Source organism: Lentzea flava (genome assembly GCF_014648475.1).
Lineage (GTDB): Bacteria > Actinomycetota > Actinomycetes > Mycobacteriales > Pseudonocardiaceae > Lentzea > Lentzea flava.
The window spans coordinates 197,900-214,221 of the sequence record NZ_BMRE01000005.1; the positions used below are offsets into that span (position 1 = coordinate 197,900).

The following is a 16,322-nucleotide window of genomic DNA, read 5'->3' on the forward strand; positions in this document are numbered from 1 at the left end:
GGGCGCAGTGAACGGCGAAGTTCACGACGTCCGCGCCCGGCACGTGCACACCGCTCGGACAGTCGACAAACCTCGCCAGCTGGGCGTCAACGGCCTGACCTGCGGCTGGCCGCACTGGCCTGAAAGGACAGTCGATGAAGACAGTTCTCCACCGCGTCGCCGCACTGGTGCTCGCCGTCCTCTGCGTGGTCGGCCTGCCCGTGCCGCAAGCCTCCGCGACGCCTGCGACGCGGTACACGAACCCGATCGCGGAACGCCGTGCCGATCCGCACATCTTCAAGCACACCGACGGGTTCTACTACTTCACCGCGACCGTGCCGGAGTACGACCGGATCGTCCTGCGCCGCGCTACCACCATCCAGGGCCTCGCGTCGGCCCCGGAGACCGTGATCTGGCGCAAGCACTCGAGCGGCGAGATGGCCGCCCACATCTGGGCACCGGAGATCCACTTCATCAACGGCAAGTGGTACGTGTACTTCGCCGCGGGCCGCAGTGACGACATCTGGCGCATCCGGATGTACGTGCTGGAGACCTCGAATGCGAACCCGCTGACCGGCGCGTGGACCGAACGCGGCCGCATCACGACCCCGTGGGACACCTTCTCGCTGGACGCGTCGACGTTCGTGAACAACGGCGTGCGCTACCTGATCTGGGCGCAACAGGAACCGGGCATCTCCACGAACTCCAACCTCTACCTCGCCCGCATGGGCGCGAACCCGTGGACGATCACCGGCACGGTGACCCGGCTGACGGTGCCGACGCTCGCGTGGGAGACCCGCGGGTACAAGGTCGCGGAGGGGCCGACGGTGCTGCAGCGCAACGGAAGGATCTTCCTGACGTACTCGGCGAGCGCCACCGACGCGAACTACTGCCTGGGCATGCTGACCGCGTCGGCGTCGGCGGATCTGCTCAACGCCTCGTCGTGGTCCAAGAGCGCCAACCCCGTGTTCGCCACCAATGCCGCGACCGGCCAGTACGGCCCCGGCCACAACTCGTTCACGGTGTCCGAGGACGGCCTGAGCGACGTCATGGTCTACCACGACCGCAACTACCGCGACATCAACGGTGATCCGCTCAACGACCCCAACCGGCGCACGCGCGTGCAGAAGGTCTACTACAGGGCCGACGGGACGCCGGACTTCGGCATCCCGGTGCCCGACGGCGCCACCCCGGTCCGGCTGAAGGCCTACAACACCGACCGGTTCGTGCGGCACTGGGAGTACCGCGCGAAGCTGGAGGCGAACGTCTCGCCGCTGGCCGACTCGCAGTTCAAGGTGGTGCAGGGCCTCGCCGGTTCCGGCACGGTGTCGCTGGAGTCGACCAACTTTCCCGGCTACTACCTGCGTCACCGCGACCTCGAGTTCTGGGTCGATCGCAACGACGGCAGCTCCACGTTCCGCAACGACGCGAGCTTCTCGCAACGCGCCGGTCTAGCGGCGAGCTCGGCGGTGTCGTTCGAATCGCTCAACTACCCCGGCCGCTATCTCCGCCACAGCAACGGCCTGATCGTCCTGCAGGCGGTCACCGACGCGCAGGGACGGGCCGACGCGACGTTCGCCCTGGAGTAGCACTGGCACGGCGGGTTGCCCGCGGCGCGTGATCACCCGTGCCAGCTGCTCGCCGGCGGGCACAGCCGTGCCGGGTAGGCGTACTACGGCGGCAACCTCCCACGACTGCGGGAGGTTGCCGCCGTAGTACGCCCCCGACCGCGTTTTCGGGTTCGCTCAGGCCGTGCCGCGGTGACGCAGGCGCGGGGCGGTGCTCGCGCGACCGGACAGCTTCGGCGGCAGGAGCGTCAGCGGCGCCGTCGGGTGCCCGTTCAGCCTGGCGACGAGCAGCTCCATCGCCTGCCGTCCCAGTTCCTCCGCGGGCAGCTGCACCGACGTCAGCTGCATCTGCTCCGCGAGCTCGTCCGGGCAGATCGCCACGACCGCCATGTCGTCGGGCACCCGGCGCCCCAGCGCGCGCAGGCTGCCCGCCACCCAGCCGAGCGCCGCCTCGTTGTGCACGACGAGCGCAGTCATCGCCGGTTGGGTGCGCAGCAACGAGCGCACGGACGCCAGCACCGACTCGTAGTCGTCCTCGGCCGGCAGCGCCGTCGAGGCGATGCCGCGCCGCATGGCCGCCGCACCGAACCCGGCCATCGTGCGCTGCGCGTAGCCGGTGTTGCGCTGGTACACGACGCTCGGGGCGCCCAGGAATCCGATGTAGCGGTGGCCGAGGTCGGCCAGGTGGTCGACGCACCGCGCTCCCGCCGCCTCGAAGTCGAGGTCCACACAGGTCAGTCCCTTGACCGCCGCCGGGCGTCCGATCAGGACGGACGGTTGTCCCATCTGCCGCAGCAACGGCACGCGGTCGTCGTCGAGTTCCACGTCCATCACCAGGAAACCGTCGACCTGGGCGCTGCCCGCGACCCTGCGCAGGCCCTGGGCGCCCTGGTCCGCCGTCACCAGCAGCACGTCCATGTCGTGCCTGCGCGCTGTCGTGACCGCCGCCGTCACGAAGCGCATCAGCACGGGCAGGTGCACGCCGGGACGCAGCGGCAGCACCAGCGCCACCACGTTGGCCCTGCTCGTCGCGAGCGCCCTGGCACCGGCGTGCGGGTGATAGCCCAGCAGCCGGATGCTCTCCCTGACCTTGGTGCGGGTCTGCGGCGAGATCGACCGCTTGCCCGTGAGCACGTAGGAGACGGTGCTCGGCGCTACGCCGGCATGCCTCGCCACATCCGCGATGGTGACCACGTCGGCACCTCCGAGTGTTGAAGCGTTTCGACAACATTACGGTCGGGTCGTGTCCTTCGTTCACCACCGAAGGTGGGAACGTTCACTTTGACGATTGACAAGTCGGTGCCGAAGCTGGACGTTCAGCCACCGGGACTGAATCGAATCGCTTCGACCGGACATCGAACGTGGCACGGCTCACAGCGTCCGTCAAGAGCGGTGCCGCCGTTCGACTTGTTCGACACGAGGTCCGTCGAACGGCCCACCCGATTCGACAATTCGATTGGAAAACGCTTTCCACATTGCGCCACAACACCTTTGGGCCTTGCGTCACGCACCGGGTACGGGTCATCGTGGCCGCCGTGGATCTGCGACGAAGCGTTCTGCTCCCGCTGGTGGTCACGGCCGTCCTCGCCGGACAACCACCCGCGTCCGCGCACTCAGCGCACTCCGCGCCGGGAGAACGACTCGACCGCGGACTCGTCGCGGCCACCACGCCCGGCGGGGTGCACCTGAGCTGGCGCCTGCTCGGGCAGGAGGCCACCGGTGCCACGGCGACCGGCATCGCCGGACCGGATTTCGCGGTCTACCGCAACGGGAAGCGCATCGCGACCGTCACCGACAGCACCACGTTCGTCGACACCGCAACGACACCTGGTGCGCGTTACCAGGTCGCTCCTCTGCGGCACGGTGTCCCGCTGGGCCGGAGCAAGGCGGTCACGGCGTGGACGGCGTCCCATTACGACCTGCCGTTGCACAAACCCGCCGACGGCGTGACACCGGCCGGTGAGCGCTACACCTACTCCGCCAACGACGTCAGCGTCGGCGACGTGGACGGCGACGGGCAGTACGAGTACGTCGTGAAGTGGGATCCCAGCAACTCCAAGGACGTCTCGCAGGTCGGCTACACCGGCCCGGTGTACCTCGACACGTACCGCTTCGACGGCACGCTGCTGCACCGCATCGACCTCGGCGTGAACATCCGGGCGGGCGCGCACTACACCCAGTTCCTGGTCTACGACTTCGACGGCGACGGCCGCGCGGAACTGATGACGAAGACCGCGCCGGGCACCAGGGACGGCCGCGGGCGGTACGTCACGATGCCGCACGAGGACGTCCGCGCCGGCTACCGGAACACCGACGACTACCGGCTCAGCGCCGACGGCTACCGCGATCACCTGATCAGCGTGTTCCGCGGCTGGCACGGACACCCCGAGGTGGTCGCCGGCCGGTGGCCCGCGACGCTGGAGCAGGCGTTCGGCATCGAACGGCGCTACACCTATCCGCTGTCCACAGAGGACGCCACCGCGCTGGTCGACCACTTCATCGACGTCTACGCGCCGTCCCGCAGCGCCAACAACAAGCTCCGTCAGTTCGCCGGGTTCATCGTCGACGGCCCGGAGTACCTGACCGTGTTCGACGGTGCCTCGGGACGCGAGCTGCAGACCGTGCGCTACGAACCCGGCCGCACCGACGACGGACTCCTGTGGGGCGACTACGCGATGCCGCGCATCGAACCCGGCAACCGCGTCGACCGGTTCCTGTCCGGAGTCGCCTACCTGGACGGCAGGCGTCCGTCCGCCATCTTCGCCCGCGGCTACTACACGCGGTCCACCGTCGCCACCTACGACTGGGACGGCAGGCGGCTGACGAAGCGCTGGCTCGTCGACAGCGGCTGGGTGCCGATGACGAACCCGTTCCGCGACACCCCGCACGGCCGTGACGGCACGAACCCGAGCCACGCCAGGCTGACCACGCAGGGTGCGCACTCGCTGAGCGTTGCCGACGTCGACGGCGACGGCCGTCAGGAGGTCATCTACGGTGGCGCGACGCTCGACGACAACGGCGCGCTGCTGTACAGCTCCACCGGCGTGCTGCCACCGGGCAGCGCGGACCCGGGAGCCGTGGTCCGGGTCGGTCACGGTGATGCCCTGCACGTCACCGACGTCGACCCGAACCGCCCCGGCCTCGAGATCTACATGGTCCACGAGGGCGCGCGGTACGCCCCGTACGGTTACGCGCTGCGCGATGCGCGCACCGGCGGAACGATCTACGGCGCGTACTCGGGAATGGACACCGGCCGCGGCATGATCGGCGACGTCCGCCCGGACGTGCCCGGCCTCGAGACGTGGGCCTCGATGCCGAACGGCTCGGACTCGGCCGGCATCCGGAGCGCGGACGGCCGTCAGCTCGACACCCGTTCTCCCGGGACGAACATGAGCATCCGCTGGGCGGGCGACCTGACCACCCAGATCGTCACCGGCGCGCAGGACGTGACGCCGGCGATCGAGGACTGGCGGCGCGGCACGCTGCTCACGGCCACCGGAACCCGCGCCAACAACGGCACCAAGGGCAATCCTTCCCTCGTGGCCGATGTTTTCGGCGATTGGCGTGAGGAACTCCTGATGCGGACCGAGGACAGCTCGGCGTTGCGCTTCCACCTCAGCACGGAACCGACGAACCACAAGATGTACACGCTCATGCACGACCGCCAGTACCGCGTCGAGGTCGCCCGCCAGCAGACCACCTACAACCAGCCGTCGTACCCGAGCTTCTACTTCGCCTCCGACGTCGACTGGTCGCGGATTCCCCTGCCCTCGCACCGGAAGGTCGCACCGTGAAACTCCTGGTCGCAGCAACGGTTCTGCTCAGCACCGCCGTCGTGGCGCCGGCCGCCTCCGCCGCCACCACGAGCACTCCCACCGACCCGAACGTCAGGTACTTCGGCCGCTGGAACACCAGTTCGTCGAGCGCCTACGTCTCCGAGTGGGCGGGCGCCTACCTCGTCGTCGGCTTCACCGGCCGGACCGTGAAGCTCAAGCAGCGCCGCGCGATCGACTTCTTCGTCAGCATCGACGGCGGACCCGACGTGTCCTACGTGAACCGATCTGGCACGGTGAACCTCACCCCGACACCCCTGGCGGCCGGCAACCACACGCTGCGCGTGTCCTACCGCCCGATCGCGGGCTCCTACAAGGGCGACGCGGTGTACCAGGGCATCGAGCTCGACTCCGGTGCGCGGACGTTCGCGCCGGCCGTGCCGTCGAAGATCATCGAGTTCGTCGGCGACTCGATCACCGTGGGCCAGCAGTCGTCGAAGCAGGCGCTCACCGCCTACGGCTGGCTGACCGGCGAGAAGCTCAGGACCGGCCACACGCAGATCGCGGTGGGTGGCGCGTGCCTGCACCCGGCGGCCGACGGGTGCCTGAGCATGCGCGAAGGCTTCCTGCGCACCGGTCTCGCGCTGAACGCCCCCGCGTGGAACTTCGGCCGCTACCGGGCGAACGCCGTCGTGATCAACCTCGGCACCAACGACGTCGGGCACAGCGTCACCAAGGACCAGTTCCGCGCCTCCTACGTCACGCTGCTGCGGCGAGCGCGCGAGAAGTACCCGGACGCCGCGATCTTCGCGCTGGGCACGTTCCGCAAGCGGTATCTTCCGGAGACGCAGGCGGCCGTGCAGACGCTCATCGACGGGGGTGACCGCAACGTGCACTTCGTCAACACCGAGGGCTGGATCAACGAGGCCACCGACACGACGGACAACGTGCACCCCAACGACCAGGGCCACCGCAAGATCGCCGAGCGTCTCGCCCCCATCGTCGCCGCGAAGATCTAGAGGAGCGCGCCCGTGCCCGTCGTCGACATGCCAGAGGAAGACCTGCTCCGCCACCGCGTCACCACACCGGAGCCCGGCGACCTCGACGAGTGGTGGGCCACCCGGCTCGCCAAGACGACGGCCGCGGCGACGCCCGTCGTGCTGACGCCGCACGAGCCGGACCTCTACCGGCCGTTGTCGGTGTACGACGTGGAGTTCTCCGGCGCGCACGGCCACCGCGTCCGCGGCTGGTACCTGCGCCCGCCCGGCGACGGCCCGCTGCCGGTGGTCGTGACCTACATCGGCTACGGCGGCGGCCGCGGCCTGCCCGCCCAGCACACGCTGCTGCCGAGCCTCGGCTTCGCGACGTTCGTGATGGACAGCCGCGGGCAGGGCGGCCGGTGGTCGGTCGGCGCCACCGCCGACGCGGGCCCTGGCACCGGGCCCGAGCACCCCGGCGTGATGACCAAGGGCATCGCGAGCCCGGAGGACTACTACTTCACCCGGCTCTACCTCGACGCGGCACGGGCGGTGGACGTCGCTGCCGAACTGCCCGGCGCCGACCCCGGCCGCATCGCCGTGACCGGTGGCAGCCAGGGCGGAGCGCTCGCCCTGGCCGCCGCGGCGTTGCGGGCCGACCGGGTGAAGGTGTGCCACTCGGACGTGCCGTTCCTGTGCGACCTGCACCGCGCGGTGCGGATCGGCACCACCCCGCCGTACACCGAGATCAGCGACTTCCTGGCCCAGCACGACGCCCTCGTGCCGGTCGCGATGGACACGTTGCGGTACGTGGACTGCGCACTGCTGGCCCGCCGGATCACCGCGCACACCCTGTTCAGCGTCGGGTTGATGGACGAGACGTGTCCACCGTCCACTGTGTACGCCGCGTACCACGAGGTGCGTGCGCCCAAGGAGATCACGGTGTCGCCGTTCGGCAAGCACACGACGCCGACGAGCCACGTCGAGACGCAGCTGCGGCACCTGCGCAACCACCTGACCCCCTGATCGGGCTGCTCAGGCCGGTGATGAAGGGACCCTCCATCGACCTCGGGAAAGGTCCCTTCATCGACCTCGAAACCTTGGTCAGAGTTGCACCGGTTTGCCGCCGAGAGTCACGACCAGGCGGCCGTCCGAGGCGAACGACCAGCCAAGGGCACCGGTGTAGTTCGTGCACCGCGAACCGTTGGTACCGGTCCAGAACTGGTTGGAGCTGTCCACGTTGCCGACGGTCTTGTCGTTGGTGCCCTTGCTGCTGCGGCACGAGGTGTTGCCGCGGAACACCGAGCTGCCCGCGTCGAACGAGAAGTTGCGCTCGTCGTTGTCGATGCTCAGGTTGTTCGACACCGCCATGGAGCCCGGGTTGCGGTTGTAGGTGAAGCCGTGCTTGCCGTTGTCGAACGCGATCGTCCTGCGGATGGTGTGGTTCACCGCGATGTCCTCGCCGCCGAGCTTGAAGCCGTTGCGGTCGCCGTTGCCGGCCTGACCGCCGTTGCTCAGCGTGCCGTTCTTGTACGCCAGCGAGTCCTCGATCGTCACCGGGCCGATCGCGCCGGTGTCGGACTTGGTGTAGAGGTCCCAGCCGTCGTCGATGTTGTTGTGCGACACGGCGTAGCGGAAGACGTTGCCGGGGCCGACGGTCAGCTTGGCCGCGAAGCCGTCCGCGTCCTCGCCGTCGGAGTCGCGGTTGTCGTGCGACTCGGCGCTGAGGATCAGGTTGTTCGACGGCCACTGGCTCTTCGGCGTGCTGGACGCCATCCGCGAGAGCTGCAGGCCCGTGTCGCGGTTGTAGCGGGTGACGGTGCGTTCGAGGATGTTGTTGCTGCCGCCCACGAAGATGCCGTTGTCGCCGGCCCGTTCGACGGTGATGCCGTAGACGTGCCAGTACGAGCCGTTCACGGCCAGGCCGCGGTTCGCCGGGTCCTCGGTCTGCGCCGAGAAGTTCAGCACGGGCTTCTCGGACTGGTAGGACGTGAGCTTCTTGCGGGTACTCGCGGTGCCGTTGTTGGTCGCCGGGATCGTGACGGTCTTGGCGATGTTGTACGTGCCGCCGCGCAGGTGGATCGTGCCGCCGGCGGCGATCCGGGTGATCGCGGCGGTCAGCGTGGTGGGGTCCGAGATCGTGCCGGTCGCGCCGTCACGGCCGGTGGGCGACACGTACAGCACGGTGTCGGCGGCGGACGCGGGTAACGGCAGCGCCAGGACGACGGCTAATGCCGCCCCAATGGACGTCGCTTTCATGACAGTTCTCCCTGGGTGCGTGAGAGACAATTTCCGGGAGCGCTCTCAGGCAAGCTAACGCACCCACTTTCGGAAACGCAATAAATCACCAAAAGATTCACAACGGTGAAAAGCGTGCAATTCACGGATATAAATGCGACGAAAACGCGGGCACACCGAAACCGCGGAAGGGCGGTCCCGTCCGCGGATCCGGTTTTCAGTTGTCCCGCGTGACGATCAGGGGCTGGCGAAGCTCGGGTGCGGCGGCTGGTTGTAGGCCGTGTTCTGCCACGCCACCGCTTCCCGGTACTGCCTGTCCTCCATCAGCGACGGCCGGCGGATCGTCGTCGGCTCGGTGGTGGAGTAGATGCGCAGCGCCCGGCTGTCCGAGGTGCGCCAGATGACCTCCTCGCGCCAGTCGCCGAGGATGTCGGCCTGCAGCGCCGGGGTGGACTTGGTGCCGTTGTTGGAGGCCACGCCCGAGCCGGTGAGCAGCCGCGTGTCGCCATTGGGGCCGTACTTGTCGATCGTGGTGCCGTTGAGCAGCTCGCGCTGCGCGTCGCCGTCCCACCAGATCACGAAGTTGATCGAGCCCGGTTTCCGTGCGGCGACCTGGGCGCCCGTGGTGGCGCTGCGCAGACCGCCGACCGACGCCGACCACGCCTCCGCGCCGGGGTTGCCGGCCCAGATGTCCGCGGCGACGGCCCTGCCGTTGTCGCAGCCGCACGACGGCGCGCTCCAGAGGATCTGACCGGTGCGCGCGTCACCCATCCAGTGCGAGACCTCGTTCGTCCACTCCGAGGGCTTGAACACCTCCAGTCCCGGCCTGGACGGGATGAAGTCGCCGACGTGCAGGGCGTCGCCGTGGTGGGTGTTGTTCTGCCACAGCCCCCGGCCGTTGTCGTCGATCGCCATCGAGCCGTAGATGATCTCGTCGCGGCCGTCGCCGTCCACGTCGGCGATCGAGAGGTTGTGGTTGCCCTTGCCCTCCCAGGCCGACCGGTTCGACTGGGCCGCCGAGTCGAACGTCCACCGCTGGGTCAGCTGGCCGTTGCGGAAGTCCCACGCCGAGATCACGCTGCGGGTGTAGTAGCCGCGCGCCATCACGATGCTCGGCCGCGAACCGTCCAGGTAGGCCGTTCCCGCGAGGAACCGGTCGACCCGGTTGCCGTAGCTGTCGCCCCACGACGAGACGTTTCCGCGTGGTGGCACGTAGTTCTCGGTGTCGAGCACCGCGCCGTCCGTGCCGCGGAACACCGACAGGAACTCCGGCCCGGTGAGGATGTAGCCGTCGGCGTTGCGGTGGTCGGCGTTCGCGTTGCCGATCACCTGCCCGGTGCCCGACCGCGTGCCGTCCGCGGTCTTCACGGCGATCTCGGCCTTGCCGTCACCGTCGTAGTCGAAGACCTGGAACTGGGTGTAGTGCGCGCCCGCGCGGATGTTGCGGCCGAGGTCGATGCGCCACAGCCGGGTGCCGTTGAGCTTGTAGGCATCCAGGTACACGTTGCCCGTGCGGCCCGCCTGCGAGTTGTCCTTGGCGTCGGCGGGATCCCACTTGAGGACGATCTCCCACTCGCCGTCGCCGTCCAGGTCGCCGACCGACGCGTCGTTCGCCACGTAGCCGGATCCCGGGATCTGCAGGGGAACGTCCCTGCTCGTCGCGAGGGTGCCGACGGACCGCGTGGCCGCCGATTCCACGCCTCCGCTCACCTGTCGCACCGAGTAGGACGCGGTCGCGGGCGCACCCGCGTCGAGGTAGCTCGTCGCCGTCGTCACCGGCGCGCGGTTGACCTTCACCCCGTCGCGGTAGACGTTGAACGCCACGTCAGCGGCGTCGGAGCCGAGCAGCCGCCACGACACGAAGTTGCCGTCGCCGTGGACCGACCGGATGCTGACGAGCCCGCGGTCCGCCGAGACCGCCGGTTCGCTCGCGACCGCGGGAACACCGCCCGCGACGAGAATCGCCGCCAACAGCACAGACGTCGTTGTCCGTTTCATGAGCCCGCCCTTCAGAAATTGAAACGTTTCACAGGACGAACATTAGCGTCGAACAAATCGAATGCCGTGACCACAATTCTTCGACCTGCATTCGAACGGTGGCCGGTCGCGGCGCACGAGCAGCGGCCGGGGGTGCCGCTGCTCGTGCGCCTCAGCTCACCGATCGGGGCAGCACGGCTACGGCACCGCGCACGGCCGATCGTTGAGCGTGAACGCCACGGGTTTCGCGTTCGTGCCGGTCCAGCTGGCGGTGAACCCGAAGCCGACCGTCGCCTTCGGCTTGATCTCGGCGTTGTAGCCCTGGTCGGTCACGGTCACCGCGGCACCGGTCTGGGTGTGCTTTCCGTTCCACAGCTGCGTGATCACCTGGCCGTTGGCGAACGTCCACTTGAGCGTCCAGCCGGTGATGGCGGCCGACCCGGTGTTGGTGATTTCGACGCCGCCCTGGAACCCGCCCTGCCACTGGTTCGGCACCGTGTACTTCACCGAGCAGCCCGTTCCCGGCTGGCTCGACGTGGTCGTCGTGGTGGTCGTGGTGGTGGTCGTGGTGGTGGTCGTGGTCGTTGTGGTGGGCGGAGTTCCGGTCATCTCGCCGATCACGACGCCACGGCCGTTGGTGCCGAGGTAGACGCGGCCGTACACGCGCGGGTCGCCGGTGATGGCGTCCCCGATGTTGCCGTACTGGTGGCGGTCGTCGTTGATCCGCACCCAGCTCGCACCCGTGTCGTCGGACCGGAAGACGCCTTTGACGCCACCGGTTTCGCCGATCAGGTACAGCGCCGGGTACGTCCGACCCTGGGCGGCCTTGCCGAAGCCGATGTTGAGCGAGCCCGCCACACCGGAGACCTTCGTGAAGCTCGCGCCGGAGTCCGTCGAGTGCCACAGCCCGCCCGTGCCCGCGAGCCAGACGTCGCCTTCCTTGCCCGGCACGGCTTTGAAGCGGGCCGACTCGGGCAGACCGGTCGCGGCCGTCGCGGTGAACGCGGCGCCGCCGTTGGTGCTGACGTAGAACTTCCCGGCGGAGAACCCGTAGAACTTCATGGGGTTCACCCGGTCGGACTCGACGACGGCACCCGCCGGGATGCCGGTCGACGCCGTCCACGAGTTGCCGAAGCCGGTCGCGTGGTGCACACCGGTTCCGTTGGGACTCCAGACGAACCTGCTGCCGTCGGCCGCCGCCGCCACGGTGCCGCCGCCGGTGACGCCGCCCGGTTCCTGGCCCTGGAACCAGTTCGCGCCGCCGTCCGTCGAGAACGCCACGCGGTTGTCGTTGGGCCTGCCGGCCTTGTCGAAGTCACCGGTGCGCACCATCGTCGCCGGGGTCAGCTCGGCGTAGTCGAGGCTGCGCGTGGTGGTGAAGTAGGGCTGGGTGAACATCCTGGCAGGCACCCGGTCCAGCCGGTCGTGCCGGAACCCGCCGATGTCGCCCAGCGCACTGATCAACGGCGCACCGGACGGCGGGCTGATCAGGTCGGTCACCGCGGTTTCCTCGAGCCCTGCCGCCATCGGCCTGATCGTGAACTGGGTGCCGCGGTCCCACGCCGTGAGGTCGGTGGTGCCGTAGATCGTCGCACCGGTGCCGTACATCATCCGGTCGGAGTTGAACGGGTCGATCTCCATCGACTCGGTCATCCAGCCGAGCTTCGGTGACGTCTCCGGCGGCGCGGGGGTCGCGCCGAGGTCGAGCCACGGTGAGGCGCTGATGTCCATCTTGTAGCGGAAGCTGCGGTCGGGATAGCTCGTCCAGTCCCAGATCCGCGTCCACGTGGCGCCGTAGTCGGTGCTGCGGAAGAACACCACGTCCGGCCACCACGCGATCTGCGTGGCGACCATGAGCGTGCCGGGCTTCTTGCGATCGACGGTCAGGCCGCTGTAGCCGAAGGTGTTGTCGGCGCTGGTCGACGGCACCGGGCTGATCCGCGTCCACGCTCCGGTCGCGGTGTTCAGCTTCCAGACGTCCCCCTTCGCGCCGTCGTACGGGCCGCCGGTGTCGCTCGTGGCGAGGTAGAGCGTGTCGCCCTGGAGAACTCCCTTGTGCGGCAGGAAACCCGTCGGCTGACCCGCCACGCGTTCCCACGTCGTACCGCCGTTCGTGCTGCGGTAGACGTTGTTCTCCTTGTCCGCGACACCGACGTAGATCGTCTGCGTCGCCGACCCGGCCGATCCGGTGCGCGGGTCGAACGTCACCCACAGCACGCCCTGATTGTCGTTGAGATACCCGTTGGGGTCGTTGGGGTCCTGGACGTAGTTGCCCGGGTTCGGGAACGACGTGACCTGGCCCCAGGTGGCGCCGAAGTCCGTGCTGCGCCACAGGCCCTTGCCGCTGGGCGCGCCGAAGTACAGGGCGCTGTTGCGGTTCGGGTCGATCGCGAGCCGCTCCCCCATGCCGCGGCCGGGCATGTTGCCGCCGACCTTGAACGGCAACGGCGAGGTCTGCCACGTGGCGCCGCGGTCGGACGAACGCAGAATGGCGCCGTTGTTGGGATCCCAGCTGTTGGTGTACATGCCGGCGGCGACGTACACGCGGTTCGGGTCGACGGCGTCGGTCGCGAGGCTCGCGACCCCGTTGAGGCCCCAGTTGTCGAGACCGACGTGGTCGAGCAGCGGAATCCACCTGCCCGTCTGCTGGTTCCACCGGTAGGCGCCGCCGATGTCGGTTCGCGCGTAGATCAGGTTCGGCTCGCTCTGGTTGAACACGATCCCGGGCACGAAACCGCCGCCCGCGATCTCGGCGTTGCCCCACGAGTACGTCTCGGCCGCGGCCGCCGAGTGGCCCGCGCCCGTCGTGTGCGCCACCACGACGAGCGCGGCCATCGTCACCGCCGCCAGTGCGCCTGCGAGAGCTCTCCGCATTGAGAATCCCTTTCTCAGCGATTTCGGAGAAGCGTCCCCCGCACACACTCGTCATTCAAACAATCCGCAGACTTCGAATCGATTCGATGCGAATTCACGCGGCCGGGGCTTTCGCGAACACCTCGATCTCGCCGAGCGTGAGGTACCCGCTCGGGCGCGCGGTGAGGACGACGCGGACGGCGGTCGCAGACCGGGTCAGCGCGACCTCCGTCCGGACGCCGGTGACCTCGACGTCAGCGCTCGCGTCGACCCACGAGCCGTCGGCCGTGCGCACCTGCACCTTGGCGCTCTTGGCGATGCCGCCTTCGCCGTCGCGGTAGGAGTGCACGGCGACTCGGGTGAGATCGCGCGTTTTCGGGAAGGTGAACGTGATCGTGTCGGACGGGTTCTTGGTGCCCGACTTCCAGTTCGACCACGCCTTCTCGTCCGTGACGCCGTTGCGCAGCCGTTCCGCGGAATAGCCCGACTCCGTGTAGGTCGCGGCGACCGTCACGGCCGGGTCGGGTGCCGTGTTCACCTCGACGGGTTCGGTGACCTCCACGACCGCGGTGGCGGCGACGGTGCTGCCGTCGACGACCTGGGCGCGTCCGGTCACCGTCACCGTGCCGACTTCGTCGAAGACGGCGGCGTCCCACGTGACGGGCAGTTCGGCCTTGCCGCCGCGGTTGCCGACGCCCGTGACGGTGGCGGGAAGATCCGGCTGCCCACCGACGTACGTCCTGGCACGGGCCGGAATCGTCGAAGCGATCGTGTCGACGGTGACCACGGCGAGCGCGGACAGCTTGTGCCCCAGCGCATCCGTCGCCGTGCCGCGCACCCGGACGGTGCCGGGCTGGTTCCACCGCGAGTCGGACGGCACGTCCCACACCACGGGCAGAGCGCCGCGCGCGCCGTCGCGGTACACCGGCGTCACGGTGGACGGCAGCACAGGACGCAGCTTCGGAACGGTGAACACGGCCGCGTCCTGGGTTCGCAGCACGGTTTCGTCCGTCACGGTCCACCGCTGGCTCGCGCCCGATGACGGAGGCTTCGCCGCCACGGTCTCGCCGTTCGCGTCGATCAACGCGCCGGTGGCGGCGTTGACGAACGTCCAGCTGCCGTCACCGGTCGTGGACATGATCCACTGCGCGGCGGTGTCCCCCGCCGACTGCAACACCACGGCATCGCCCACCGCGGCCAGTCGGGTGCCGGACACCGCGTTGACGATCTCGTAACGCTCGCGGTTCCCGTTGCCATGACTGAGCTTGCGCACCGACCACAGCTGCTTCCCGCTGGTGGCGTCGGTCGTGCGGGCGACGGCACGGGCCCAGTCGTCCGACGGCTGCAGCGACCTCCCACTCGTGCCCAGCCGGTACACGTGGTCCGGTTGGACCAGCGCGGCGTCGCGGGCCACCCCGGACACCCCGTCGACGACGAACGTCGTGACCGACTTCCCCGGCACGGTCAGCGTCGCCGCCCCGCCGGAGACCCGCACCGGGTTACCGCGAACCAGGGCACCGTCCGCGCTCGTCACCACCGGGGCGACCCGCGCGTTCGCCGAGACGGTCCGGAACCGGGTGAGGTCGAGCGTGACCGTGCGGGCGGCCGTGCCGTTGTTGACGTGCACGACGTTCGCGCCTTGACCGAAGCGCTGCACCGCGGCGACGGTCGACGGGTCGTCGGTCTTGACGAACCGGTCGCCCGGCCGGACGAAGTGGGTGAAGTTGCGGATCGTGTTGAACTTGGAGTTGGTCCTGATCGGGCAGGACTCCAGGGTGTCGGTCGCCTTGCAGTTGAACGGGACGTGGACGCTGCCCCAGTTCTTGCCCGCCGCCTGCTGCGGGATCGAGTCCTCGATCGGCTGCCAGAACACCCAGGCCGACGGTTCGAGCTCGCGGATGTCCTCGAGCATCCTGGTCGCGATGCCCAGGCCCGGTTCCATGCCGGTGTAGTCGGTGGTGCCGTTGCCCCACGTGCCCTCGACCTCGCTCATCCAGAGCTTCTCGTTCGCGCCCTTGGCGATGTCACGCGCGCTGGTGCGCTGACCGGTGCCGTAGGTGTGCACGTTGAGCTGGTCGATCACCTCGCGTGCCGGGCCGTAGCCGTTCCAGTTGCGCACGAACGTGCCGGGGTTGGTTTCGTCCATTGCGGACACCTTCACCTTCGACCTCAGCCGGTCGAGCGCGCGCCGGGTCGCGAGCAGAACCTCCTGCTGCAGCTCGGGTCCCGCGTGGGCGCCCTCCTGCCGGCCGCCGGTTGGCTGGCCGTCCGGGCCGATCTGCGTGCCCCAGTAGTTGGTGTTCGGCTCGTTCAACGGGGCGAGGGTGTCGAACTTGATGCCGTGCGCGCGTTCCAGCTCCTGTGTCACGCGCGCCAGGTAGGTGCCGAAGTCGTCGACGCGGTCGCGGCGGATCTGGTCGGTGTTCGCGTCGAAGCCGCCAGAGACGTAGCCGCTGACGGTCTGGAACCACGGCGGTGAGTTGCTGAACGCCTCCCACTTCGTGACCTTGCGCTTGATCTGGTCGACCCACCAGCGCTGGTTGGCGTCCGCGGCGAAGTTCCAGTGGTCGGGGTTGTCCGGCCGCCACCAGTCCACGTCCGCGCGGGTCGTGCCGGGCGGGGCCTTCCAGAAGCCCTCCATGGTCGCGCCGACCTTCATGTAGTCCTTGCGGACGTCCGGCGCGTTGCCGCCGCCGATGTTGTAGCGCGCGATGTTCAGCCGCAGACCGTCGTCGCCGAACAGCAGGTCGACGAGCTTGCGGCGGATGGGCTCCGGGTAGCCACCGGTGATGTTGGCCATCCACACGAGGCTCGTCCCCCAGCCCTCGAACTCGGGTTGCTGGTAGGACGGGTCGACGCGGACCACGACCCCGTTGGAGGGCAACGGTTCCGCGGCTGCCGCCGGGGTGTAGAGGCCCGCGACGACGAGCACGAACGCCAGCAGAATTCTGACCACG

9 protein-coding genes are annotated in these 16,322 nt (G+C 69.0%); 4 read left to right on the forward strand and 5 right to left on the reverse strand.

Annotated features, from left to right (window positions below; all coding sequences use genetic code 11):
- Window positions 1-134 precede the first annotated feature (134 nt).
- Window positions 135-1,568 carry a family 43 glycosylhydrolase gene (locus tag IEZ09_RS10285; protein WP_189253393.1) on the forward strand — a complete coding sequence of 478 codons (1,434 nt, stop codon included), beginning with the start codon at window positions 135-137 and terminating at the stop codon, window positions 1,566-1,568.
- Window positions 1,569-1,724: 156 nt separating this feature from the next.
- On the opposite strand, the gene IEZ09_RS10290 is transcribed toward IEZ09_RS10285, so the two are convergent.
- Complete coding sequence (locus tag IEZ09_RS10290; protein WP_189253394.1) at window positions 1,725-2,741, reverse strand: LacI family DNA-binding transcriptional regulator; 1,017 nt, start codon at window positions 2,739-2,741, stop codon at window positions 1,725-1,727.
- A gap of 341 nt (window positions 2,742-3,082) precedes the next feature.
- On the opposite strand from IEZ09_RS10290, the gene IEZ09_RS10295 reads away from it, so the two are divergent.
- The 3 genes from IEZ09_RS10295 to IEZ09_RS10305 are packed head-to-tail and all read left to right on the forward strand — an operon-like array spanning window position 3,083 to window position 7,323.
- Window positions 3,083-5,341: a rhamnogalacturonan lyase gene (locus tag IEZ09_RS10295; RefSeq protein ID WP_189253395.1), complete on the forward strand. Its 2,259-nt coding sequence runs from the start codon at window positions 3,083-3,085 to the stop codon at window positions 5,339-5,341.
- Entirely contained in the window at window positions 5,338-6,339 is a 1,002-nt protein-coding gene (locus tag IEZ09_RS10300; protein ID WP_189253396.1) for an SGNH/GDSL hydrolase family protein, read from the forward strand. The genes IEZ09_RS10295 and IEZ09_RS10300 overlap by 4 nt, the downstream gene beginning before the upstream one ends.
- Before the next feature lie 12 nt (window positions 6,340-6,351).
- Window positions 6,352-7,323 carry an acetylxylan esterase gene (locus IEZ09_RS10305; protein ID WP_189253397.1) on the forward strand — a complete coding sequence of 324 codons (972 nt, stop codon included), beginning with the start codon at window positions 6,352-6,354 and terminating at the stop codon, window positions 7,321-7,323.
- A gap of 78 nt (window positions 7,324-7,401) precedes the next feature.
- Here IEZ09_RS10305 and IEZ09_RS10310 read toward each other — a convergent pair whose 3' ends face one another.
- The 4 genes from IEZ09_RS10310 to IEZ09_RS10325 form a co-directional block, all read right to left on the reverse strand.
- Window positions 7,402-8,556 (reverse strand): right-handed parallel beta-helix repeat-containing protein, encoded by a 1,155-nt coding sequence (locus tag IEZ09_RS10310; protein ID WP_189253398.1) that lies wholly within the window; start codon window positions 8,554-8,556, stop codon window positions 7,402-7,404.
- Window positions 8,557-8,772: 216 nt separating this feature from the next.
- Complete coding sequence (locus IEZ09_RS10315) at window positions 8,773-10,533, reverse strand: rhamnogalacturonan lyase (RefSeq protein WP_189253399.1); 1,761 nt, start codon at window positions 10,531-10,533, stop codon at window positions 8,773-8,775.
- A 177-nt stretch (window positions 10,534-10,710) separates the two neighbouring features.
- Window positions 10,711-13,386, reverse strand: coding sequence for a cellulose binding domain-containing protein (locus IEZ09_RS10320; RefSeq protein WP_189253400.1), 2,676 nt, complete (start codon window positions 13,384-13,386; stop codon window positions 10,711-10,713).
- Between the two features lie 94 nt (window positions 13,387-13,480).
- Window positions 13,481-16,321 (reverse strand): Ig-like domain-containing protein, encoded by a 2,841-nt coding sequence (locus tag IEZ09_RS10325; protein WP_189253401.1) that lies wholly within the window; start codon window positions 16,319-16,321, stop codon window positions 13,481-13,483.
- Window position 16,322 lies beyond the last annotated feature (1 nt).